Here is a 23,077-nt window from a genome sequence, read left to right as displayed (position 1 = left end):
CCCCGGACTACACGGAACCGGCCATCAAGTCGTTCTTCCCCGCCCCGATCGAGCCCACCGGGCTGCGGCGCGCGGCCACCGAGACGCGCCTGGTCGTGGGTGAGGGAGACCCGTACTGCTCGATGCCGGCGGCCAAGCAACTGGCCGAGGCGCTGCGCATCGAGGTCGACGTGCTGCCGGGCGCGGCGCACATCAACATCGACGCGGGCTACGGCGAGTGGCCCGCGGTGCTCAAGTGGGTGCGGTCGAAGACGGTGCCGCTCTCACCGCGCTAACCATCACATTCTGGGGGGAACGTGAACACAGCCGAATGGCTGCGTAGCAAGCTGCCCGAACTCATCGCGGAACACGGCGTTGTCGGCGCTCAAGTAGCCGTGCTGCACAACGGAGAGATCGTTGACGCAGTAGCAGGCGTGCTGAACAACGTCACCAACGAGCCGGTGACGTCCGACGCGATCTTCCAGATCGGCTCGATCACCAAGATCTGGACGGCCACGCTGGTTCAGGAACTGGTGAACGAGGGCTTACTGGACCTCGATCGTCCGGTGCGGGAGGTCCTGCCGGAGTTCAAACTGGCCGATGAGCAGGCCGCGAGCGTCATCACGCCACGCCAACTCCTGTGCCACACGGCGGGGTTCGAGGGCGATCTCTACTACGACACCGGCGACGGCGACGACATCCTGGTGAAGTACCTGGAGCGCATGGCCGACACGGAGCAGACGTCTCCGCCGGGTGAGCTGTACGTGTACTGCAACAGCGGGTACGTGGTGCTCGGCCGGATCGTGGAGGTGTTGCGCGGCAAGCCTTTCAACACCGTTCTGCGCGAACGTCTGATCGACCGGCTCGGCATCAACGCTGCCACGCGCCATGCCGAATACGCGGGCCGGCTGCACGCGTCGGGCCACGACGCGATGAAGCCCGTCGAAGAGAAGACGCCCGAGGGAGACACACCGGCCGGCTCGGTGCTCGCCATGAGTGCGCGGGATCTGCTCGCGTTCGTGCGGATGCACCTGGACACCACCGAGTTCGACGCCATGCGGGAAACCCAGGTCGTGCAGCCCGACTTCGGCTTCGGCGGCAGGCAGGGCCTCGGCTGGATCCTGCAGGACTACGACAACGGCCTCACCGGGGTGGGGCACGCGGGACAGACACCGGGCTTTCGGGCCTACCTGTGGGTGATCCCGGAGTCCGGCCTCGCGGTCGCGGTCCTCACCAACGGCGGAACGGCCTTCCCCGTCGCACGGGCGGTGCGCGCGAAGGTGCTGGGAGAGCTGGCGAACGTCACCTTGCGGCAGCCCCCGGAGCCACCCGCCGTCCCCGTGCCGATCGACGTCGACAAGGTCGCGGGGGTCTACCGCGCCCAGCGGGCCGACATCCACGTCGCCGCGGGTGAGGGCGGGCGCGTGAGGATGCGGGCAGCGGCCAGGGATGGCGACGCGCCGGACGTGGTCGAGGAGTACGTGGGATTCCGCGACGACGCGTTGATCGCTGTGGAGAAGGAGGGCGGCTCCCACGAAGTGGTCGTCCTTTGTGGACGTGACGAGAAGGGGAGGGTCAAGTGGCTGCACTGGGGGCGAGTGGCGGTGCGTCGGTGAAGGACTGGATCGAGCGCAGGTTGCCGGAGTTGCTCGAAGAGCACGGAATCGTTGGTGCGCAAGTAGCTGTGCTGAACAACGGTGAGATCGTCGACGCGGCGGCGGGTGTGCGCAACAACGTCACGAACGAGCCGGTCACGAACGACACGCTGTTCCAGATCGGTTCGATCACCAAGGTCTGGACGGCCACGCTGATCATGCAACTGGTCAACGAGGGCCTGCTCGATCTCGACCGGCCGGTGCGCGATGTGCTGCCCGAGTTCAAGCTCGCCGACGAGCAGGCGGCGAAGGTCGTCACACCGCGCCATCTCCTGTGCCACACAGCGGGTTTCGAGGGTGACCTGAAGTTCGAGACCGGCTCGGGCGACGACATGCTTGCGCGGTACGTCGAACTGCTCGCGGACGCCGGGCAGTCCAGCTCGCCGGGCGAGCTCTACTCGTACTGCAACAGCGGCTACGCGGTGCTCGGCCGGATCGTCGAAGTGTTGCGCGGCAAGCGTTTCGCGGACGTCCTGCGCGAACTGGCCGACGAGATCGGGCTGCGGAACGTCGCGGTGGCACGGGCCGAGTACGCCGAGCGTGAGATGGCGGACGGGCACCTGAAGGGCAAGCCGACCACCGAACACCTGCCGGAGTCGTGGCTGGCGGGCGGCTCTGTGCTCGCGATACCCGCCCGCGAGCTGCTCCAGTTCGTGCGGATGCATCTGGGAACCGACGAGTTCGACGTGATGCGGGAGAGGCAGGTCACGCACCCGGACTTCGGTAACGGAGAGTGGTGGTGGGGCCTCGGCTGGGAGCTGTCCAACTACGAGGGCGGCGAGGTGATCGGCCACACCGGTATGACGATGGGGTACGTGTCGGTGCTGCGGGTCGTGCCGGCGGCCGGGGTCGCGGTGGCCGTGCTGTCCAACGGAGGAGAGGCGTTCGGGAAGTTCTTCGCCGCGCTCCTCGAACATCTGCTGGGCGAGCTGACGGACGTGCGCAAACGGAAGTTCGCCGATCTGCCGGCTGATCCGGCTCCGCTGGACCTGGACAAGGTCGTGGGGCACTACCGCTGTTCAACGCTCGACATCCACGTCACGCCAGGCGAAGACGGCCGGGTGAAGGTGCGGCTGGTCGGCCGTGACCCGGTCAGCGCGGCGCTGCTCTCGGCGGATGAATGCGACTACGTGCATCTGAACGACGACATGCTGATCGCCGCGGACGGGAGTGCCGTGCTCCCGCTGGGCGGCCGCGACGAGAACGGCCGCGTCGGCTGGGTGCACTGGGGCCGGGCGGCGATGCGCGTCTAAACCGCGCGCTTCGCGTACTTGGCGAGGAACTGCACGACGTCGGGTGTCACCTTGCGGTAGAGCCCGTCGTCGTGCCCGCCGCCCTTGACCACGCCGACCTCGGGCCGCACCGCGTGCATGAACTGGCGGGTGCCCTCGATGAACCGGTCGCGGTCGCCGATCCACACGCCGAGCGCGGTCGGGCCGGTCGACTTCAGGTGCCGCAGCGGGTCCAGCGAGGCCCACTCACCTTCGTTCTTGAACGCCTTGCGCTTGGCCATCTCCGGCCAGGTGGTGATCAGGCCGGGCGAGATGGCCGCGGCGGCCGCGATCGGGTCGCCGCGCTCAGCCCGGCGCCGCGCGTAGAGCAGTGCGCCGAAGCCGCCCATGGAGACGCCCGTGACGGCGAACGGCTGGCCGTAGCCGCGTTCCTTGAGCCAGCCGGGGAGCTCGTCGAGCAGCATGGCCATCGGGTTGTCGCCGGGGACGTTCTCGTGCCAGTAGTTGTCGCCGCCGTCCACCGCGACGAAACCGAACGCGGGGACGGAGCCCTTCGCGACGGCGGCGGACAGGACCTCGGCGAGGTTGCCGATGGACGCGTGCCGGGCGTCGCCGTGCAGGCCGTGCAGCAGGATCGACATCGGCAGGCCGCGCGGGTTCGCGCCGCTCGGGAGGTAGAAGGCGAGGGTCACGTCGCGGTGGCGGGCGGTCGAGTACACCCGCTCGAAGCGGATCGTCGGCTTGGCGGCCGCCGCGCTGTTGACGCGGTCCGCCGTGGCGATCTGGCGTTCGGTGGCCTCGGAGGACGACGACGACACGTACGTCGCGACGCCGGTGGCTGTCGCGATGACCACGCCGAGCGCCGCGACCAGGGTGCGGCGGCTGTACTTCGGATCCCCCATGCTCACCTCATCGCGTGGGAACCGTTCCTCGTTTCCTTCTAGAGGACGGAACGCACGCGTAATGAGGACAGTTCCCCGTCCGAATAACCCAGCCAGCGCAACACGTGATCATTGTGCGCGCCGAGTGCTGGGACCGCACCCGGTGACCAGTCGAATCCGGCGACCGGAGGCGGCAGCATTCGTGCCGTTCCGCCGGGAACCTGCACGTCAACCCACGTGTCGAGCTGCGGGTGCGTGGGCAGGTCGGTGATCGGCCTGGTCAGCGCGGCCGGCACGTCTGCCGCGTCCAAAGCGGTCAGCAGATCCGCGGAACTCATGCCGGAAAAGGCTTGTTCGAGCAGGTCCTGCAGCTCGGCACGGTGCTCGACGCGAGAGGCCACTGTGGCGAACCTCTCCTCGGCGGCGAGCCCGATCAACCCGCACAACCGCTGCCACTGACCGTCGTTCTGCACGGCCAGATGCACGGCACCGTCCGAACAGGCCACCGGCCCGTACGGCGCGATGCTCGGGTGGTGTGCACCCGACCGCGGGGCGGCGGCACCGGTCCCGGCGGCGTAGAGCATCGGCTGGTGCATCCACTCGGCCATCGCCTCGAACAGCGACAACCGCAATCGCGCGCCCTCACCTGTGCGAGCTTTCTGCAGCAACGCGGCCAGCACCGCGGCCTGCAGCTGCACCCCGGCCGCGATGTCCGCCACCGAGATGCCGGCGCGGGCCATCACGTCGCCCTCGCCGGTCAGCGACACCAGCCCGGCCTCGGACTGCACCAGCGCGTCGAACGCCTTGCGGTCCGCGTACGGACCGTCCCAGCCGTAGCCGGACAGCTCACCGACGATCAACCTCTCCGGCAGGTCCAGGCCGAGCCGCTGCCAGACCCGCGGCGACAGGTTGCACAGCAGCACGTCGGCGCGGGCGACCAGCCGTTCCAGCACCTCACGGCCGTCGGGGTGGTTGATGTCGAGGGACACCGACTCCTTGCCGACGTTCGTCCACGCGAAGTACGACGACACCTCGCCGCACGACGAGTCGTAGTGCCGGGCGAAGTCGCCGACGCCGGGCCGTTCGATCTTGATGACCCTGGCCCCGAGATCCGCCAGCAGCCGCGTCGCGTACGGCACGGCGACGGCCTGTTCGAGGCTCACCACCACGACGCCGTCAAGCGGTCTCAAGCACGCGCTCCCCACCGGTGTAGACGTTCATCGAGTCGCCGCGCAGGAACCCGACGAGCGTCATGCCCTGCTCCTCGGCGAGCTCGACGGCGAGCGACGACGGCGCCGACACCGCGGCGAGCACCGGAATTCCGGCCATCGCGGCCTTCTGCACCAGCTCGAACGACGCTCGCCCGGACACCATCAGCACCGCGCCGCGCAACGGCACGAGGTTCTGCAGCACCGCCCAGCCGAGCACCTTGTCGACGGCGTTGTGCCGGCCCACGTCCTCCCGCACCACCAGCAGCTCGCCGTCCAGGAACAGCCCGGCCGCGTGCAGCCCTCCGGTGCTCTCGAAGACCTTCTGCCGTTCCCGCAACGCGTCCGGGAAGCCCGTCAGCGCCTCTGGCGTGACCCGGACCTCGTCCAGCGCGGGGGAGTAGCGCGTCTTGAGCTTGACGGCGTCCAGCGCGGCCTTTCCGCAGACCCCGCACGACGACGTGGTGTAGAAGTTCCGCTCCACCCCGGTGTCCGGCGGTGGCACCCCGTCGGCCAGTGCGATGTCCAGCACGTTGTAGGTGTTCATCCCGTCCGGCCCGGTGCCCTCGCAGAACCGGGCGATCGAGATGTCCTGCGCGTTCCCGATCACGCCCTCGCTGAGCAGGAAGCCGTGCGCGAGCTCCACGTCCTGGCCGGGAGTGCGCATCGTTACGGCCAACGCCCTGCCGTTGACCCTCAGCTCCAGCGGCTCCTCGGCCGCCAGCGCGTCCACCCGGCGCCGCCGACCGTTCGACGACACCCGCTCGACCGCTCGGCGAACCGTAACTCGGCCCATGTGCACGTCTCCTTCGGACCGCTATGTTTCCCCACGACCAGGCTACGTGGGAGGGATCTCGGGGCATGGACGACGTCGTGATCGTGGGAGGCGGCCACAACGGGCTGGTGGCGGCCGCGTACCTCGCACGGGCGGGGAAGTCGGTCAGGGTGCTGGAGAAGCTGCCGCACGTCGGCGGCGCGGCCGTGAGCGCGTCACCGTGGGAAGGCGTCGACGCCCGGCTGTCCCGGTTCTCCTACCTGGTGTCGCTCTTACCGGACCAGATCGTCGCTGATCTGGGGCTGAACCTCGCGCTGCGGTCCCGTTCCGCGTCGTCGTACACGCCGAACGGCAAGACCGGACTGCTGGTCGAACGCTCGCCCGGCAAGGCGACCGTGGCGTCGTTCGAGGCCGTGTGCGGGTCGCTGGACGACTGGGAGCGGTGGCAGCGCTGGTATGCCGACCTGGAGTCGATGGCTCAGGCGTTGGCGCCGACTCTTTTGGAACCGTTGGTGTCACGTGAACATCTGCGCGTGCACGTCGACGCGGTGGCGCGCGGCCGGTTGTGGGACCAGGTCTTCGAACGCCCGATCGGCGCGACGTTGCAGGAGTTGTTCGACAACAACCTGGTGCGCGGGGTCGTGGCGACCGACGCGTTGATCGGCACGCATTCGTCGCTGCATTCGTTGCGCGCCAACAAGTGTTTCCTCTACCACATCGTCGGCAACGGCACCGGCGAGTGGAAGGTCCCGGTCGGCGGTATGGGTGCCGTCACGGCCGAGCTGGAACGGGCGGCGCGCGAAGCCGGTGCGCAGATCGTCACGGGGGCCGAGGTGACGTCCGTCGAGTCGGACGGCAAGACCGCGTCCGTCGGCTGTGGTGCGGAGACTTTCGAGGCCCGGTACGTGCTGTCCAACGTGGCGCCGTCCGTGCTGGGACGGTTGCGGGGCAAGGAAGTCCACGACGCGCCCGGCTGCCAACTGAAGATCAACATGCTGCTGCGCAAGCTGCCGGAGCTGAAGTCCGGGGTCGACGCGCGGCTCGCGTTCGCCGGCACGTTCCACCTCGACGAGTCCTACGACCAGCTGGAGACCGCGTACCTGGAGAGCGCCGCCGGGCAGGTGCCGTCGGTGCTGCCGGGCGAGATGTACTGCCACTCGCTGACCGACCCGTCGATCCTCGGGCCGTCGTTGGCGGGCCACGAGACGTTGACGTTGTTCGGCCTGCACCTGCCCGCGTCGTTGTTCGAGGGACGCAACTCTGAGCTGCGCGACGAGCTGGTGCGGCGCTACCTCGACCAGCTCAACGTCCACCTGGTCGAGCCGATCCAGGACTGCCTGGCCGTAGATGGGAACGGCCGGCCGTGCATCGAGGCCCGCACGCCACTGGACCTGGAGGAAGAGCTCGGACTGCCGGGTGGCAACATCTTCCACGGAGAGCTCGACTGGCCGTTCGCCGAGACCGACGACGAGGTTGGCAAATGGGGCGTCGAGACCGACGTGGACAACGTCTTCGTCTGCGGTGCGGGCTCCCGGCGCGGCGGCGGTGTCAGTGGCATCGGCGGCCACAACGCGGCGCGAGCGGTTCTCGAACGTATTTGAGACATTTTTGATGACATTGAACGTCATCTCTGGTTACATTTCACGGCGTGGGGGACTTTTACGGGATCGCGGAGATCGCCGACGCCATGGGGCTCAGTCGGCAACTGGTGGCTGTGTGGCGAAAGAGGCGCTCGCACGGCATTCCAGAGCCGGACGCCGAGCTCGCGTCGGGTCCGATCTGGCGCCGCGAAACGGTCGAACCGTGGATCGAGCGCACGCGCGGACGGTTGGGGCTCGCGGGTGCCCGCGAGTCGGCCAGCAGGAGCCTGCGCCTGCGCACGTGCCGGCGGGTGCTGCGGCTGGCCGCGCTGATGTTGGAGGAGCCGCAACGGCCGCGGGTGCTCAACGAGGCCGCTGATCAGCTGCGTGACCTCATCCACGAGGTCGACCAGGCCGCGGACGACGTCGTCGGGGCGTTGCTGCGGGAGCTCATCGAGCCGGTGCGCGACCCGGACGTGCCCGCGGAGCTGTTGCGGGTGCCGGTCATCGAGTCGCTGCCGCTGGTGACCGCCGTCGCACGTAACTCACCAGACTGGTGACGAGGGCGCCCAACGCGGCCAGCGCCATGTCCGCGTGGGCGTCCCACATGTCGCCCTGCTGGCCGTTGTAGGCCTCGGCGACCTCGGGCGCGAGCGTCATCGCGATCGCCCACTCCAGCAGTTCGTACGCCGCGCTCGTCGCGAGCACGATCTCCAACGACCGCAACCACTTCTGCCGCAGCACCGCGGTCAGGCACACGCCGTACGCGAAGTGCACGAGCCGGTCGAAGTGGTTGCGGTCCCAGTCGAACACCTCGGACAGCCGCACGCCGAACAGAGCTTGGGTCCAGTCGTCGTACGGCACGAACGAGTAGATCCACCGCGCCGCGATCGTGTGCAGCGCGAGGAACAGCAGTGCCCACGCCCATTGCGCGGTGTCGAGGCGCTTCCTGAGCAGCCACAACGCCACGAGTGCGACGGCCGTCAACGAACTGTGCAACGCCTGCTCGGCGGGCCACGGCGGGTCGATCCACGTGACCGCCACCAACGCCCCGAACGCCCCCAACAGCCACAGCTGCCCCCTGGTCATGCGGCTTTTATATCAGGATTTATATATCAAGGAACCTTGCTAAAGGTTTATTGATACGCGTACGGTGGTGCCATGACGGACGCTCCCATCACTGACCCCAAAGTTCTCCGGGCGCTCTCGCATCCGTTCCGGTGGAAGCTGATCAACCTGCTCACCGAGCAGGGGCCGAGCACCGCCACGCAGTGCTCGGCGAAGCTCGGTGAGAGTGTCGCCAGCTGCTCGTACCACCTGAACATGCTGGCCAAGTACGGCTTTGTGGCGGAGGTGGAAGGTCCTGGCAGGCAGAAGCCGTGGCGGATCGTCAAGCGGCATCAGATGATCTCGGCCGAAGGACTCGACGACGAGGGCATGATGGCCGCCGAAGCCGCCGAGATGGCCTATCTGGACCAGGAGTTCGAGCGCATCCGCGAGTACGCGCGTCAGCACGAGCATCTGTCGGACGAGTGGCGCGACCACTACGGCGTCATCAGCACGACGACGTTCATGACGCGCGAGGAGTTGCGCGAGGTCCAGCGTGAGGTGCGGGCGTTGCTCGACCGCTACGACGAGCGCGTGGAGAACCCGGAGCTGCGACCTGAAGGCTCTCGGGCGGTGCGCTTCTTCGTGAGTACAACCGTTTCGTCTGAGTAAGTCAGTCCGAGTTGAGGGGATTCGCCATGTTGTCGCACGACCACGCGTTTGCTATCGCGAAGATGAGGCAGGACGAGTTGGAGGCTGACGCGGCCGCCCGGCGGCTCGTTCGCGCACCTGAGGAAGCTGCCGCCAAGCCAGTGGGCAGGGTCGGGAGTGGGCTGCTCGCGTCGGGGCGCCGCCGCTGGAGGCTGTTCGGTCGCGTTCGACCGGCGTAGCGTGTGCACTCGCCGCCGCTGTAAAGGTTTTCACCAAGTTTCACCTCGACCGAGGGGAGAACATCGGTGTTCCGGAGACTCGGCACGGCGGCGATGGCGGCACTGTTGGCTGTGGCAGTGCTGGCGGAACCCGCTCAAGCAGCGGAGTTCAACGTCAAGGACTACGGCGCCGTCGGCAACGGCAGCGCCAACGACACGGCGGCAATCGACAGGGCGATCACGGCGGCGAACAGCGCGGGCGGCGGCACGGTGCGGTTCCCGTCCGGCACGTACCGCTCGCCCAACTCGATCCACATGAAGAGCAACGTGACGCTGCAGCTCGACGCGGGCGCCACGATCATGGGCGCGAGTGGCAGCGGGTACGACAAGCCAGAGCCGAATCCCAACGACAAGTACCAGGACTACGGGCACAGCCACTTCCACAACGCCATGATCTGGGGCGACCGGCTGACCAACATCGGCTTCGTCGGCTCCGGCACGATCGACGGTGGTGGCGCGCTGATCACCGGCAACCCGGACAGCGGGCAGGCCGACAAGATCATCTCGTTGACGCGCTGCGAGAACCTCACGGTCAGCGGCATCAAACTGCGCCGCGGTGGGCACTTCGCGATGCTGATCAACGGCTGCAAGAACGTGGTCAGCGACCGCCTGACGATCGACACCGCGAGCGACCGCGACGGTTGGAACGTCATCAGCACCACGAACGTGACGATCACCAACGGCAACTTCGCGGGCAACGACGACGCGTTGGCGTTCAAGAGCGACTACGCGCTCGGGCAGAAGCTGAGCAACGGCAACGTGAAGGTGTACGACACGAAGCTCAGCGCGGGGTGTTGCAACGCGTTGATGTTCGGCTCGGAGACGTGCGGTGACTTCACCGGCTACGACTTCCAGCGGATCGACATCAAGGGTTCCAACAAGTCCGGGCTTGGGCTCGTGTCGATGGACGGCTCGGTCATCTCCGACGTGCACTACCGGGACATCACCGTCAGCGGCGTGCGGTCGCCGATCATGCTCAAGGTCGGCGCCCGCAAACGCTGCGGGAACAGCCCCGGCGTCGGCACGATCAAGAACATCACCTACGACAACATCACGATCAACGGTGCCTCGCCGTCGTTCAGCCCCACGATCATGGGTGACGTCGACGGTCACGTCACGGACGTGACGTTCACCAACGTCAAGATCAACGTGCCCGGCGGCAACGGCACCATGTCGACCAGCCCGCCGAGCAACGACCGCACCAACTACAACCCGAACAGCATCGGCACGCGGCCCGCGTACGGCTGGTACGTCCGGTATGCCGACCGCATCAAGTGGGTGGGAGGCAGCGCGGTCTCGTTCACCAGCAACGACGGCCGGCCCGCGGTGATCGCCGACAACTCGACGGACCTGCTGTTCGACACGTTCGGCTGGGAGCGCGGCACCAGCAGCCCGACGGATTTCCTGTTCCGCAACACCAACGGGTTCTGCGTCCGCAACAGCGGTTCGCCGCGGGTCCAGAACACCGGTTCGACCGAGAAGTGCGGTGTCAGCAACGACTTCAGCCTCACCGTCGACCCGGCCGCACGGACGATCCAGCCCGGCGAGACCGCGTCGTACGCGATCCGCACGACCGCGACGGGTGCTCCGGGCCCGATCACGCTGGACGCCGAGAACATCCCGGCCAGCGCGGTGGTCCAGTTCAACCCGCAGACCGTGAACCCCGGTGACACCTCGGTGATGACTGTGGCGACGCTGCCGGGCACCCCGCAAGGCACGTCGAACATCACCGTGACCGGCACGGCGGGCGCGATCACGAAGTCCGCCATCGCCAAGCTGACGATCGGTGACGCGCCGGACGAGTTGGTGCTGAGCGGGCTTTCGGTGGCGGACACCGGGAACGCGGCGGACTGGTCGTTGCAGACGAACCTGCGGACCGGCGTCGCGCAGTACGGCGACCGCGACTTCACGTTCAGCTCGGTGCCGGCGGAGGTGGCGGGCGCGCAGTGGGTCCGCACCGCCAACGACTCGAAGTCCGCGACGCAGAACCCGTTGGCGCGCTTCACGATCAACCGCGACGCGGTGGTCTACGTCGCGGTCGACATGCGGCTGGGCAAACGTCCGTGGATGGACGCGCTGTGGCTCGACAGCGGCCTGCAGCTGGTCAACACCGAAGGGTCCCCGAAGACCTTCCGCCTGTACGCCAAGGGCTTCCCGGCGGGAGAGGTCCAACTGGGACCCAACGGTGGTGCCAGCAACTACAGTGTGATCATCAAATAGCTTCCAGCCGCACGATCACCGACTTGGAGGTCGGAGTCCCCGAGATGTCCGCCTTGGAGTCCAACGGCACCAAGGGGTTCGCCTCGGGGAAGTACGTGGCCGCGCAGCCCCGCGCGGTCGGGTACGAGACGATCCGGAACGACTCGGCGCGGCGTTCCACAACGCCCGTCGGGTCGTCCTTCCACTCCGAGATGATGTTGACCATCTGACCGTCGGAGAACCCGAGCTCCTTGATGTCGTCGGGGTTCACGAACACCACGCGCCGGCCGTCCTTCACGCCCCGGTAGCGGTCGTCCAGGCCGTAGATCGTGGTGTTGTACTGGTCGTGGCTGCGCAGGGTCTGCATCAGCAACCGGCCCTCCGGCGCCTCCAGCACCGTCAGCTCGTTCGCGGTGAAGTTCGCCTTGCCGGTCGCCGTGGCGAACTCTCGCGAGTCACGCGGCGGGTGCGGCAGCACGAAACCGTCGGGCTGACGCACGCGCGTGTTGTAGTCCGTGCAACCCGGCACCACGCGAGAGATGTGCTCGCGGATGATGTCGTAGTCCTTCTCGAACGTTTCCCACGCAACGGGGTGTGAGGCACCGAGCGTCTTGCGTGCGAGACGGCAGACGATCGAGATCTCGGACAGCAACTGGTCCGACGCGGGCTTCAACCGGCCACGCGAGCGGTGCACGACCGACATCGAGTCCTCGACCGTCACGAACTGCTCGCCCGAGTGCTGCACGTCGCTCTCGGTGCGTCCCAAGGCGGGCAGGATCAGCGCGGTACGGCCGTGGATCACGTGCGAGCGGTTGAGCTTCGTCGAGACGTGCACGGTCAACGAGCACTGCTCCAGCGCCTTCTCGGTCACCGGGGTGTCCGGGGTGGCGCTGACGAAGTTGCCGCCCATCGCGATGAACACCTTGCCGCGGCCGTGGCGCATGGCGTTGATCGCGTCGACGGTGTCGAAACCGTGCTTGCGCGGCACCGGGATGCCGAACTCGGTCTCCAGTGCCAGCAGGAACTTCTCCGGCATCTTCTCGTAGATGCCCATCGTCCGGTCGCCCTGCACGTTCGAGTGGCCGCGCACGGGGCACAGGCCCGCGCCCGGCTTGCCGATCATGCCGCGCAGGAACATCACGTTCGTGACCTCGCGGATGGTCGGCACGCTGTGCTTGTGCTGCGTGAGACCCATGGCCCAGCAGGCGATCGTGCGTTGCGAGTCGACGAACATGCCGGCCACGCGGGTGATCTGCTCGCGGGTGAGGCCGGTCGCGGTGAGCACACGGTCCCAGTCGAGGTCGCGCACGCTCGCCGCGTACTCCTCGAAGCCGTGCGTGACGCTGGAGATGAACTCCCTGTCGATCTTGTCCCACTCCAGCAGGAGGTGACCGATCGCCTGGAACAGCGCCTGGTCTCCGCCGACCTTGATCTGCACGAACTCGTCGCACAGCGCGGTGCCCCTGCCGACGACGCCGGCGACGTTCTGCGGGTTCTTGAACCGCATCAGGCCCGCTTCCGGCAGCGGGTTCACGGCGATGATCTTCGCGCCGTTCTTCTTGGCGTCCTCCAGCGCGCTGAGCATGCGCGGGTGGTTCGTGCCGGGGTTCTGGCCGACGACCACGATCAGGTCGGCGAGGTCGAAGTCCTTGATCGACACTGAGCCCTTGCCGATGCCGATGGTCTCGTTCAGCGCGGCGCCGGAGGACTCGTGGCACATGTTCGAGCAGTCCGGCAGGTTGTTGGTGCCGAACGAGCGGACCAGCAGCTGGTAGAGGAACGCGGCCTCGTTGCTGGTGCGGCCCGACGTGTAGAAGATCGCCTCATCGGGTGAGGACAGGGCGTTCAGCTCTTCCGCGACCAGCGTGAACGCGGCGTCCCAGCTGATCGGCGTGTAGTGCGTGGCACCGGGCTTGAGGACCATCGGCTCGGTGAGCCTGCCCTGCTGGCCGAGCCAGTAGTCCGTCTTGGTCGCGAGGCTCTCCACCGAGTGCTCGGCGAAGAACGCCGGCCCGATCCGTCGTTTGGTGGCTTCCTCGGCGACGGCCTTGGCGCCGTTCTCGCAGAACTCCGCCATCTTGCGGTGGCCCTGCGGCTCCGGCCACGCGCAACCGGGACAGTCGAAACCTTCACGCTGGTTGAGCAGTCGCAACGTCTTGACGGTGCGCCCGACACCCATCTGCTCGACCGCGCGGTCGAGCGACACGAGCACACCGGGAATACCCGCTGCCCATGTCTTGGGGGTGGTGACTTCGAGCGCGGACTCGTCGACGTCGTGCTGCGGGGGCTTGCTGCTCATGGCTTCATTCTTCGCTGATCGACGTCGGCGCCGCCAGCGCCCCCGAAGAACGCGGCGGCGTCGTCGTCACGGGCCCCAAGGGGTTCAACGGTCCGTGACGGCAATTGTGATCGCCGTCACTCCTGCCCGGCACCTCTGAAAGGGTGATCAATCGCAGGTGTTCTCGGTCGGCACGCTGCTGTCCGTGGTGAAGTACCTGCGGTCGTCCTTCGTGACGCCGTCGTCCGGTGCGGCCGGCTCCGTGAACTGCGGCGCGAGGAACCCGTCCCGTGCCGCCCTGCACGCGATCGAGTACTGGAAACCCGCGGCGTCGGAGGGCCACAGCCCGGCCGGCGTGACCGTGAACGTCACCTGCTGGCGGCTGGCCGCGACCATCTCCATCTGGCTGCGCAGCTTCCCCGGATCCGGCGGCTCGAACGCGTAGGCGAACACGTAGTCGGTCACCACGGCCGGGTAGCCGTTCTTCTGGCCCAGCGTCATCTTCCCGGACACCTTCAGGCCGATCAGCCTCGTGCCCGGCTTGAGCCGGGTGGTCCAGCCGGGGAGGTCGCGGGCCACCTGGTCGCGCACGTCCGGTGCGAGCATCGCCAGGAACCTGTCGGGTTTGTGCTCGCTGATCATCACCGGGTCCGTCCGCGACGCGACGAGGGCCTGCCGCACCTGCTCGTAGACGGGGTCGGGACCCGGCACGCTGATGCCGTCGGCGCCGTCCTGCCACTGCTCGGCAGGCGTGCCGGCGAACGGGATCCGCACGTTCACCGAGGGCGCTTGAGCTCGCAGGTAGAGCCCGAGAAGCACCGCGCCGATGACGAGCAACGCGACGGTGGACACCACCTTGTTGTTCACGAGAACAGCACGTTCGCGGGCCTGTGAAGGTTGCCTGTCGCCGCTGGGGCCTGTATCGAGGTCTGGCTTCGCGATAGCCGGGCCTGAGGCGGCCCCTGGCGGCACGGCCGAACGGCCCACATACAACACCGGTATGCGGACCGCTCGTCCGCACCGCCAGGAACCACCTCAGGCGCGACTCTCATCGAACCCAGACCTCGATACAGGCCCTAGCAGGTATCTCGATTCAAGTCGATACCCCCGCCTCCGTAGACTTGACAGCTGTGACTGAACTCGACACCGCAACCCAGCGTCCTGACCTCCCCGCCGCGTGGACTCCGGCGGAGGTAGAGGCGGAGCTGTACCAGCGGTGGGTCGACCGGCGGTACTTCGAGGCGGACGTCAAGAGCGACAAGCCGCCGTTCACGATCGTGCTGCCCCCGCCCAACGTCACCGGCTCGCTCCACATGGGCCACGCGATGAACCACAGCGTGATGGACGCGCTGTCGAGGCGTCGCCGCATGCAGGGCTACGAGGTCCTGTGGTTGCCCGGCATGGACCACGCGGGCATCGCGACCCAGAACGCCGTCGAGCGCGACCTGGCCAAGCAGGGCATGTCGCGGCACGACCTCGGGCGCGAGAAGTTCGTCGAGCGCGTCTGGGAGTGGAAAGAGGAGTACGGCGGCAAGATCCTCGACCAGATGAAGCGGCTCGGCGACGGCATCGACTGGTCGCGCGAGCGCTTCACCATGGACGAGGGGCTGTCGCGCGCCGTCCAGACGATCTTCAAGAAGATGTACGACGACGGTCTGATCTACCAGGCCGAGCGGATCATCAACTGGTGCCCGCGCTGCCAGACGGCGTTGTCGGACGTCGAGGTCGACCACAGCGAGGACGACGGCGAGCTCGTCTCGATCCGCTACGGCGATGGCGAGAACTCGATCGTCGTCGCGACCACGCGCGCCGAGACGATGCTCGGTGACACCGCGGTCGCCGTCCACCCGGACGACGAGCGCTACCAGCACCTCATCGGCACCGAGGTCGAGCTGCCGCTGACCGGCCGCCGCATCCCGATCGTCGCCGACACGCACGTCGACCCGAAGTTCGGCACCGGCGCGGTCAAGGTCACCCCGGCCCACGACCCGAACGACTTCGAGATCGGCCAGCGGCACAACCTGCCGAACCTCACGATCATGGACGGCCGCGCGACCATCACCGCGCACGGCCCGTTCGAGGGGCTCGACCGGTTCGAGGCGCGCCCGGCGATCGTCGCCGCGTTGCGCGCGGAGGGCCGGATCGTCGCGGAGAAGCGGCCGTACGTCCACGCCGTCGGGCACTGCTCGCGGTGCGACACGGTCATCGAACCGCGCCTGTCGCTGCAGTGGTGGGTCAAGGTCGAGGGCATCGCGGCGGCCGCGTCCGCCGCCGTCCGCGACGGCCGCACCAAGATCCACCCGGCCGAGCTGAACAAGCGGTACTTCGACTGGACCGACAACCTGCACGACTGGTGCATCTCGCGCCAGCTGTGGTGGGGCCACCGGATCCCGGTCTTCTACGGCCCGAACGGCGAGGTCGTCTGCGTCGGACCGGACGACGAGGCGCCCACCGGTGAGGGCTGGCGGCAGGACGAGGACGTCCTCGACACGTGGTTCTCCTCTGGCCTGTGGCCGTTCTCCACGCTGGGCTGGCCGGAGTCCACTGAGGACCTGAAGAAGTTCTATCCGACCTCGGTTCTGTCGACCGGCTACGACATCCTGTTCTTCTGGGTCGTCCGGATGATGATGTTCGGTCTGTACGCGATGGACGAGGTCCAGCCGTTCGACCACGTCTTCCTGCACGGCCTGATCCGGGACCAGTACGGCAAGAAGATGTCGAAGACCAAGGGCAACGGCATCGACCCGCTGGACTGGATGGAGCGCTACGGCGCGGACGCCACCCGGTTCACGCTGCTGCGCGGCACGAACCCCGGTTCGGACATGGCCGTCGCCGAGGAGTGGGCGGCCGGTTCGCGCAACTTCACCACGAAGCTGTGGAACGCCACCCGTTTCGCACTGGCCAACGGTGCGACGGTGGCCCGTCCGCTGCCTGATCGTGCCGAGCTGACGGCGGCCGACCGCTGGATCCTCGACGAGCTCGACGCGTTGGTGTCCACTGTGGACTCCAACTTCGAGGCGTTCCAGTTCTCCCGTGCCTGCGAGGCGCTGTACAGCTTCACGTGGGACGAGTTCTGCGACTGGTACCTGGAGATCGCGAAGGTCCAGATCGCGGACGGCCGCGTCGAGGCCACGCAGTCCGTCCTGGGCCACGTCCTCGACGTCCTGCTGCGCCTGCTGCACCCGGCGATCCCGTTCATCACCGAGACGCTGTGGACCGCGCTGACCGGCGAGGAGTCGCTCGTCATCGCGTCGTGGCCCACCGCTTCCGGCGCCGAGCGCGATGCCGATGCTCTTGCCCAGATCGAGGGCCTGAAGAAGCTGGCCACCGAGATCCGCCGGTTCCGTTCCGAGCAGGGCCTCAAGCCGGGCCAGAAGGTCGCGGGCAAGGTCCGCGGCGCGTGCTGCGTCGGCCTGACCGACCAGGTGCCGTCGGTCCGTTCGCTGACGCGCCTGACCGAGCCGGGCGACGAGTTCACCGTCTCCGCCACCTTGGAGGTCGGCCTGCCCAAGGGCGCGGTGAAGGTCGAGCTGGACCTGTCCGGCGCGATCGACGTCGTGGCCGAGCGCAAGCGCCTCGAGAAGGACCTCGCGGCGGCGCAGAAGGAACTCGACGGCACGACGAAGAAGCTGGGCAACGAGGCGTTCCTCGCCAAGGCGCCCGCCGACGTCAAGGCCAAGATCGAGGAGCGCAAGGCCACCGCCGAGGCCGACATCACCCGCATCAACGAGCGCCTGGCCGCGCTGCCGGAGGCGTAGTTCCGTGGACATCAACCTCGACGAGTTCCTCGACGTCGAGAACGAGCTCAACCAGCGGTGGCCCGAGACCAAGCTCGAGCCGTCGCTGGACCGGATCAAGGCGCTGGCGCACGTGCTGGGCGACCCCCACACGAACTACCCGGTCGTGCAGCTGACGGGCACGAACGGCAAGACGTCGACGTCGCGCATGGCCGATGCGCTCTTCACGCGCATCGGCCTGCGCACCGGCCGGTACACGAGCCCGCACCTGCAGCTCGCGACCGAGCGGATCAGCCTCGACAACCAGCCGATCAGCCCCGAGCGCTACGTCGAGGTCTACCGCGACATCGAGCCGTACGTCGGGATGGTGGACAGCCAGTCCGAGATCCGGATGAGCAAGTTCGAGCTGCTCACCGGCATGGCGTACGCGGCGTTCGCGGACGCCCCGGTCGACGTGGCCGTGGTCGAGGTGGGCATGGGCGGCACGTGGGACGCGACGTCCATCGCGGACGCCCGCATCGCCGTGCTGACCCCGATCGGCCTCGACCACACCGAGTACCTCGGAACCCGCATCGAGGACATCGCCACCGAGAAGGCCGGCATCATCAAGCCCGGCTCGGTCGCGATCGTCGGCGAGCAGACGCCGGAAGCCATGAAGGTCATCCTCGAACGCGTGGCCGCCGTGGACGCCATGGTGGCGCGGTTCGGCAGCGAGTTCGGCGTGGTCTCGCGCGCCGTGGCCGTCGGCGGCCAGCTGGTGACGTTGCAGGGCCTCGGCGGCGTCTACGAGGACATCTTCCTTCCGCTGCACGGCGAACACCAGGCGGCCAACGCGGCACTGGCCCTCGCCGCGGTCGAGGCGTTCTTCGGCGCCGGCCCGGACCGCCAGCTGGACGTGCAGGCCGTCCGCGAGGGCTTCGCCTCCGTGGTCACCCCAGGTCGCCTGGAGCGCGTCCGCTCCGCCCCCAACGTGTTCGTCGACGCGGCCCACAACCCGCACGGCGCCGCGGCCCTGGCTCGCGCCCTGGACTCGGAGTTCGGCTTCCGCAAGCTCGTCGCGGTGGTAGCCGTCATGTCCGACAAGGACGCAGAAGGCATCCTCTCCGCCCTGGAGCCCGTCGTGCAGGAGCTGGTGATCACCACCAACTCCTCCCCGCGCGCCATGGACCCGGACGTCCTGGCCGGCCTGGCCATCCCGATCTTCGGCGAGGACCGCTTCGAGGTCCGCCCGCGGCTCGACGACGCCATCGAGGAAGCCATCCACCTGACCGAGGACGAACTCTCCGGCGGCGGCGTCATCGTCACCGGCTCCGTGGTCACCGCGGGCGAGGCCCGCGCGCTGTTCGGGAAGGAGCCGGCATGAGCGAGGCCCCGGCCCCGTTGAAGAAGGACCCGATGAAGGCGTTCCGGGGCATCATGGCCGGCACGCTGATCCTCGAGGTCATCGTCGTCGCCCTGGCCCTGCCGGTGATCGCCAAGCTGCACGGTGGCGTCACCTCCCTGGCGGGCTGGGTGGCGTTCGGCTTCATCGCGGTGTTCATCGCGATGTGCGCCTTCGTCCGCCGCCCGTGGGCCATCGCCGCCGTGGTGTCGCTGCACGTGCTGCTGATCGCGTCGTGGCTGCTGCTGCCCGCTCTCGGCGTGATCGGCGTGATCTTCGGCCTGGTGTGGGCCTACCTGCTGTGGCTGCGCAAGGACCTGCTCAAGCGGATGGCGGAGGGTCGCCTGCCCGCGCAGCAACAGCAAGCTGGCTGATCACGTCTGGTCGTAGGCCATCAACGCGTCGATGGCCACCCTGGTCCGTCGCTCGGCGTCCGCGAGATCGGACGTGAACTCCAGCCTCGGGTTGGACGTGCTCCGCTGCAGCTCGAGGTTCCACACCGAGCCGTGGCCGGGGATCTCCACCGTGTACTGGATGCGGTCGCTGGACGGGTAGCTCAGCTTGTCGTTGCGCGTGACCTTCCGGCCCTTGTACTCGCCGACCTCTCCGAGTTCGTTCGGCTCGACGAACCAGTCGAATGCCGGATTGCCCGGCTCATAGGGCGAGAGGTAAACGGAAAGCTTGGTGTAAATTCCACTCGCCTTGTGTCCGCGCACCACTATTTGGCAGTAGAACTTGTCGGTGACGAGCCGCGCGACATCCGTTGATCCCAATGCGTCCTTGACGACGTTGTCATTCAGTACGGCGCACCAGTAATAGGGACCCCACTCAATCTCCTTGCCGGTGCCGGCCGTCTCGTTGTTGATCCGCCGGACGTCGAAGAACCCGTGCGGCTCAGGCGCCGCCCATCCCAGGCACCGCGAGTCCTCCATGGCGATGAGCTCAGCGCAGTCCGCCTGAGCACCGGCCGCCGGGGCAGGCGGTGTGATCTTCGGGGCTGCCACCGGCTTGGGTGACGTGCAGGCGGCGAGAAGCATTGCGGTGCTGACGAAAAGCACCAAAGAACGACGCATGTCGCACTTCGTACCCTGTTGCTTGTCCCAATGCCCAGGTGACACTTCGACGTGTTCACCCGAACGTGGTTTGAAGCTGGGACAAGGCCCTGGGCCTCGCGCTATGCTGCTTGGCGCACGATATTCAGGGGAGGGTGCTGGGGATGAGTGGGACCAAAGTCGATCTCGATACACTGCGCGCTGCCATCAAGGAGTACGAGTCGATCAGCCTGGAGCTCGAGAAGGCCTATACGACGGGTGACGCGCTGATCAAAGTCGAGGCTGCGGGGGAGGATCGGCCGAGCGTGGTCTACAACAACTGGGCTGTGACCGCGGGCGCGGCGCACCAGAAGTCGAACGACGAACTGCGCAAGGTGCTGCTGACCCGGATTCAGAACCTGAAGGCCACGCTGGCTCAGTACGAGCAGACCGAGCAGGGCAACAAGGACAACTTCAAGCCGTGAGGACTGAGCAGTTGCGCATCCGAAACATCGTCGCAGGTACCGCCGCACTCGTGTTGCTGGCGGGCTGCGGCACCGGCGGCGGTACCACCGGCACGCCGACGACTGCGACCCAGCCCACTGCCAGTAGCGGCGACAGTGGCGGAGCGCCCAAGGTCTCGAGCCCGCTCAACCTGACGGCCGTCGAGGCCGCACCGTGCAACGCGGTCACGGCGGCACAGTTGACTGCCTACGGCCTGCCCGGTGTCACCGGATCGGTGAACGCCGGCGCTCCAGGTCCCGCCTGCCAGTGGTCCGGCACGTTCACCCCGGCGGCGATGTCCTTGGGCATGGTCGTCCTCCCCTCGGGGACGAGCCTCAACTCCATCTACGCCAAGAAGAGCAAGTACCCCGTCTTCGAGGAGCGGCCCGCGATCCAGGGCCACCCCGTGGCCGTCGCCCTCGCCGTCGACCTGCGCAAGGACGGCAACTGCGAGATCGTCGTCGGCGCGTCAGACGAGCGGGCGATCACCTTCACCTTCCTCAGCGATGAGAAGAGCAAGTACTTCGCGGACCCGTGCGCTGGGGTCACCGAGTTCGCGAACCTGGCAATCACGACGATCAAGGCAGGTGTGAGATGACACGGTCCGTCCCGCCCAGCTGCTATTCGGAGGACAACACCCGCGCGGACGGGCTCTCCGGCTACCAGATCTACACGCAGATGACCAGCGGGCCGGGCACCGCTTCGGCGCAGAACGCGGCGAACAAGGCCTCGGAGTTGGAGCGGACCTACGCCGGTGTCGAGGCACGGCTGAAGAAGGTCGGCGAGACGCTCGGCGAGGCGTGGACCGGGGCGAGTGCGGACGCGGCTCAGGCCGCAGCCAACCCGATCAACCAGGCCATGATCCAGATGCAGGACGCGCTCCGGCAGGCTGACCACTCGCTGTCGAACCAGGTCTACCAGTTCAACTACAACAAGAGTCAGCTCAAGGACATGCCGGAGAAGAAGCCGGACACCGGCTTCTGGGACGACATCTCACCTTGGGACACCGACGCCGAGGACGCCGTCAACAGCTACAACTCCAAAGAGGCGTACAACCGCAAGATCTACAGCGAGTTCCAGAGCGCCAGCAACACCAACCGCGGTGACCTGCCCAAGGAGTTCCCCGGCGTCACGGCGGACACGTTGAACGTCGAGGTCATCAACACCGGCAACGGCAACGGCGAACACAACACGACGAACACCAGCAACACCGGACGACCCACCGGCCACACCGGTGTCCCGAACACCACCGGTTCGCCGCAGGGCACGACCGGCGACACCTGGAACCCGCCCGGCTCTCTGACGGGCGGCCACGACAGCACCACTACCAGTGGCCTGACCCCCGGCGAAGGCACCACCGGCGGCCCCAAGCCCGGTGACCTCACCGGTGGTGGCAAGCCGCCCGCCGGCAGCGTGATCGAACGGCCGCCGAACACGGGCATCCCGCCGATCGGCGTGCCAGGCGGTCCGGGCCTGGGCGGTGGCCCCGGCGGTTCCGGTCGTGGTCCCGGTGGCGGCGCGGGGCGTGGTCCCGGCGGCGGTGGCGCGGGCAAGCTCGGCGGCGGCAGCGGCAGCGGCAGCGGCAGCGGACGGTTCGGCGGCGGTGGCCTCGGTGGCAGCGGTACCGGCACCGGTAGCAGCGCGGGACAGCAGCCCGGCGGCAAGTCCGGGGTGTTCGGCGGCATGGGTGAGACCGGGCCGAACGCCGGTGGTCGTGGTGGCGCCGGCGCGGGTGGCCGGGCCGGCGCTGCCGGTGCGGGCGGTATGGGCGGTCACGGTCAGAAGGGTGAGGGGGAGGACGACCTGGAGCACAAGTCGGCCGACTACCTCATCAACGAGGAGAACACGAACGAGATCATCGGTGACATGCCGATGGTCGCACCGCCGACGATCGGGGGGTGAGCGTGCTGCGCTCGTCCATTCAGCTGTCCGACCTCGCCTTCGACGTGCTGTGGAAGCAGGAGAAGCTGGGGGAGTACCACCCGGCGCTGCACGTCGACTCGCCCGGTGAGACCGAGGACGAGCGCGCGATGATCGAGCGCGACGTCATCGGCGAGCTGCGCAGGGTCGGGCTGGACCACCCGGACGTCCGGGGCACGCTGCACCTGATCGCCAAGGCGGACGAGGACTACTCGGCGTGGATCGCCGTCACGCCGAGCGAGACCAGGCCCGTGGTGGTCGCGGCGAACTCGCAGCACGGTGTGCTCGCCGTGCACGACAACGGGTACGTGCAGCTGCACCCGATCCGGCCGGAGAACGCGCCGGAGGTCCTCGCGATGCAGCTGCCGGACGTGCCGGCCGGTCGCGGCGCGTCGATCAACGTGCACGCGTCGGAGATCAACGTGCACCAGCCGGGCATGGTCTCGCCGTCGATCTCGCTGCGCAAGCTGCTCGCCCAGCCCCGCAAGGGCACGGCGAAGCTCTACGCCGCCAAGCGCAACGGCGAGGGCCGGCAGCGGGCCAAGACCTTCCTCACCACGATCGACTTCGAGGACGGCCGCTGGCTCGTGGTCAAGTACACCGACCAGAACCACCAGACGTGGGTGCACGCCACGCCCGCGTCACGCCAGATCATCACGGACTGGCTCAAGCGCCTCACGTGATCCACGACGTCTGACGGTCGGAGTTCACTTCCGGTTTCAGAACTGGTCAGAACGGCGG

At 67.9% G+C, this 23,077-nt stretch carries 21 protein-coding genes; 14 read left to right on the top strand and 7 right to left on the bottom strand.

Annotated features, from left to right (window positions below; all coding sequences use genetic code 11):
• From B0F77_RS36685 to B0F77_RS36675, 3 genes are all read left to right on the top strand, one after another.
• Positions 1–275: alpha/beta hydrolase (locus tag B0F77_RS36685; RefSeq protein ID WP_211294215.1), on the top strand; the 275-nt coding region annotated here is incomplete at its 5' end.
• A gap of 21 nt (positions 276–296) precedes the next feature.
• Positions 297–1,595 carry a serine hydrolase domain-containing protein gene (locus tag B0F77_RS36680; RefSeq protein ID WP_086667638.1) on the top strand — a complete coding sequence of 433 codons (1,299 nt, stop codon included), beginning with the start codon at positions 297–299 and terminating at the stop codon, positions 1,593–1,595.
• Positions 1,559–2,887 carry a serine hydrolase domain-containing protein gene (locus tag B0F77_RS36675; RefSeq protein WP_086667637.1) on the top strand — a complete coding sequence of 443 codons (1,329 nt, stop codon included), beginning with the start codon at positions 1,559–1,561 and terminating at the stop codon, positions 2,885–2,887. The genes B0F77_RS36680 and B0F77_RS36675 overlap by 37 nt, the downstream gene beginning before the upstream one ends.
• Here the strand turns inward: B0F77_RS36675 and B0F77_RS36670 are convergent.
• From B0F77_RS36670 to fdhD, 3 genes are read right to left on the bottom strand one after another with little or no spacing between them, the layout of a single operon-like run.
• Positions 2,884–3,768 (bottom strand): alpha/beta hydrolase, encoded by an 885-nt coding sequence (locus B0F77_RS36670; RefSeq protein ID WP_086667636.1) that lies wholly within the window; start codon positions 3,766–3,768, stop codon positions 2,884–2,886. The genes B0F77_RS36675 and B0F77_RS36670 overlap by 4 nt on opposite strands.
• 38 nt (positions 3,769–3,806) lie before the next feature.
• Entirely contained in the window at positions 3,807–4,937 is a 1,131-nt protein-coding gene (locus B0F77_RS36665; RefSeq protein WP_086667635.1) for a CaiB/BaiF CoA transferase family protein, read from the bottom strand.
• Entirely contained in the window at positions 4,924–5,751 is an 828-nt protein-coding gene (gene fdhD / locus B0F77_RS36660; RefSeq protein ID WP_086667634.1) for a formate dehydrogenase accessory sulfurtransferase FdhD, read from the bottom strand. The genes B0F77_RS36665 and fdhD overlap by 14 nt, the downstream gene beginning before the upstream one ends.
• A gap of 65 nt (positions 5,752–5,816) precedes the next feature.
• On the opposite strand from fdhD, the gene B0F77_RS36655 reads away from it, so the two are divergent.
• Both B0F77_RS36655 and B0F77_RS36650 read left to right on the top strand, forming a co-directional pair.
• Entirely contained in the window at positions 5,817–7,331 is a 1,515-nt protein-coding gene (locus tag B0F77_RS36655; RefSeq protein ID WP_086667633.1) for a phytoene desaturase family protein, read from the top strand.
• A 47-nt stretch (positions 7,332–7,378) separates the two neighbouring features.
• Positions 7,379–7,870, top strand: a complete 492-nt coding sequence (locus tag B0F77_RS36650) for a hypothetical protein (protein WP_086667632.1) — start codon at positions 7,379–7,381, stop codon at positions 7,868–7,870.
• Here the strand turns inward: B0F77_RS36650 and B0F77_RS36645 are convergent.
• Positions 7,815–8,399, bottom strand: a complete 585-nt coding sequence (locus B0F77_RS36645) for a DUF2238 domain-containing protein (RefSeq protein WP_086667631.1) — start codon at positions 8,397–8,399, stop codon at positions 7,815–7,817. The two genes, B0F77_RS36650 and B0F77_RS36645, sit on opposite strands and share 56 nt — an antisense overlap.
• Before the next feature lie 72 nt (positions 8,400–8,471).
• Between B0F77_RS36645 and B0F77_RS36640 the strand changes: the two genes are divergently transcribed.
• Both B0F77_RS36640 and B0F77_RS36630 read left to right on the top strand, forming a co-directional pair.
• Positions 8,472–9,029 carry an ArsR/SmtB family transcription factor gene (locus tag B0F77_RS36640; RefSeq protein ID WP_086667630.1) on the top strand — a complete coding sequence of 186 codons (558 nt, stop codon included), beginning with the start codon at positions 8,472–8,474 and terminating at the stop codon, positions 9,027–9,029.
• A gap of 284 nt (positions 9,030–9,313) precedes the next feature.
• The gene (locus B0F77_RS36630) at positions 9,314–11,506 is read left to right on the top strand and encodes a glycosyl hydrolase family 28 protein (protein ID WP_245849121.1); all 2,193 of its coding nucleotides are present in this window, start codon (positions 9,314–9,316) and stop codon (positions 11,504–11,506) included.
• Here B0F77_RS36630 and B0F77_RS36625 read toward each other — a convergent pair.
• Entirely contained in the window at positions 11,499–13,784 is a 2,286-nt protein-coding gene (locus tag B0F77_RS36625; RefSeq protein WP_086667628.1) for an FdhF/YdeP family oxidoreductase, read from the bottom strand. The two genes, B0F77_RS36630 and B0F77_RS36625, sit on opposite strands and share 8 nt — an antisense overlap.
• 147 nt (positions 13,785–13,931) lie before the next feature.
• The gene (locus B0F77_RS36620; protein WP_086667627.1) at positions 13,932–14,630 is read right to left on the bottom strand and encodes a hypothetical protein; all 699 of its coding nucleotides are present in this window, start codon (positions 14,628–14,630) and stop codon (positions 13,932–13,934) included.
• A gap of 263 nt (positions 14,631–14,893) precedes the next feature.
• Between B0F77_RS36620 and B0F77_RS36615 the strand changes: the two genes are divergently transcribed.
• From B0F77_RS36615 to B0F77_RS36605, 3 genes are read left to right on the top strand one after another with little or no spacing between them, the layout of a single operon-like run.
• On the top strand, positions 14,894–17,521 hold the full coding sequence (locus B0F77_RS36615; RefSeq protein ID WP_086667626.1) for a valine--tRNA ligase: 2,628 nt from the start codon (positions 14,894–14,896) through the stop codon (positions 17,519–17,521).
• A gap of 10 nt (positions 17,522–17,531) precedes the next feature.
• Positions 17,532–18,863 carry a bifunctional tetrahydrofolate synthase/dihydrofolate synthase gene (gene folC / locus B0F77_RS36610; RefSeq protein ID WP_086667642.1) on the top strand — a complete coding sequence of 444 codons (1,332 nt, stop codon included), beginning with the start codon at positions 17,532–17,534 and terminating at the stop codon, positions 18,861–18,863.
• Positions 18,860–19,255, top strand: coding sequence for a DUF4233 domain-containing protein (locus B0F77_RS36605; protein ID WP_086667625.1), 396 nt, complete (start codon positions 18,860–18,862; stop codon positions 19,253–19,255). Before folC ends, B0F77_RS36605 begins: the two co-directional genes overlap by 4 nt.
• Here the strand turns inward: B0F77_RS36605 and B0F77_RS36600 are convergent, their stop codons facing one another.
• Entirely contained in the window at positions 19,256–19,954 is a 699-nt protein-coding gene (locus B0F77_RS36600; protein ID WP_143467098.1) for a hypothetical protein, read from the bottom strand.
• Between the two features lie 143 nt (positions 19,955–20,097).
• On the opposite strand from B0F77_RS36600, the gene B0F77_RS36595 reads away from it, so the two are divergent.
• The 4 genes from B0F77_RS36595 to B0F77_RS36580 are packed head-to-tail and all read left to right on the top strand — an operon-like array spanning position 20,098 to position 23,019.
• Positions 20,098–20,397 carry a PE domain-containing protein gene (locus B0F77_RS36595; RefSeq protein ID WP_086667623.1) on the top strand — a complete coding sequence of 100 codons (300 nt, stop codon included), beginning with the start codon at positions 20,098–20,100 and terminating at the stop codon, positions 20,395–20,397.
• Positions 20,394–21,014: a DUF3558 domain-containing protein gene (locus B0F77_RS36590; RefSeq protein WP_086667622.1), complete on the top strand. Its 621-nt coding sequence runs from the start codon at positions 20,394–20,396 to the stop codon at positions 21,012–21,014. The genes B0F77_RS36595 and B0F77_RS36590 overlap by 4 nt, the downstream gene beginning before the upstream one ends.
• Positions 21,011–22,318, top strand: a complete 1,308-nt coding sequence (locus B0F77_RS36585) for a PPE domain-containing protein (RefSeq protein ID WP_086667621.1) — start codon at positions 21,011–21,013, stop codon at positions 22,316–22,318. The genes B0F77_RS36590 and B0F77_RS36585 overlap by 4 nt, the downstream gene beginning before the upstream one ends.
• A complete protein-coding gene (locus B0F77_RS36580; RefSeq protein ID WP_086667620.1) occupies positions 22,315–23,019 on the top strand; it encodes an ESX secretion-associated protein EspG in 705 nt (234 codons plus the stop codon). The genes B0F77_RS36585 and B0F77_RS36580 overlap by 4 nt, the downstream gene beginning before the upstream one ends.
• Positions 23,020–23,077 lie beyond the last annotated feature (58 nt).

Source organism: Lentzea kentuckyensis (assembly GCF_002150765.1).
GTDB classification, from domain to species: domain Bacteria; phylum Actinomycetota; class Actinomycetes; order Mycobacteriales; family Pseudonocardiaceae; genus Lentzea; species Lentzea kentuckyensis.
Note: the sequence above shows the minus strand (reverse complement) of the source record. Positions and strands in the feature narration are given on the sequence as shown.

Excerpts from the sequence above, each read along its gene's own strand:
- B0F77_RS36645 (WP_086667631.1), bottom strand. The coding sequence starts at position 8,399 with ATGACCAGGGGGCAGCTGTGGCTGTTGGGGGCGTTCGGGGCGTTGGTG.
- B0F77_RS36670 (WP_086667636.1), bottom strand. The coding sequence starts at position 3,768 with ATGGGGGATCCGAAGTACAGCCGCCGCACCCTGGTCGCGGCGCTCGGC.
- B0F77_RS36640 (WP_086667630.1), top strand. The coding sequence starts at position 8,472 with ATGACGGACGCTCCCATCACTGACCCCAAAGTTCTCCGGGCGCTCTCG.
- B0F77_RS36625 (WP_086667628.1), bottom strand. The coding sequence starts at position 13,784 with ATGAGCAGCAAGCCCCCGCAGCACGACGTCGACGAGTCCGCGCTCGAA.
- B0F77_RS36585 (WP_086667621.1), top strand. The coding sequence starts at position 21,011 with ATGACACGGTCCGTCCCGCCCAGCTGCTATTCGGAGGACAACACCCGC.
- B0F77_RS36655 (WP_086667633.1), top strand. The coding sequence starts at position 5,817 with ATGGACGACGTCGTGATCGTGGGAGGCGGCCACAACGGGCTGGTGGCG.
- B0F77_RS36600 (WP_143467098.1), bottom strand. The coding sequence starts at position 19,954 with ATGCGTCGTTCTTTGGTGCTTTTCGTCAGCACCGCAATGCTTCTCGCC.
- fdhD (WP_086667634.1), bottom strand. The coding sequence starts at position 5,751 with ATGGGCCGAGTTACGGTTCGCCGAGCGGTCGAGCGGGTGTCGTCGAAC.
- B0F77_RS36605 (WP_086667625.1), top strand. The coding sequence starts at position 18,860 with ATGAGCGAGGCCCCGGCCCCGTTGAAGAAGGACCCGATGAAGGCGTTC.
- B0F77_RS36595 (WP_086667623.1), top strand. The coding sequence starts at position 20,098 with ATGAGTGGGACCAAAGTCGATCTCGATACACTGCGCGCTGCCATCAAG.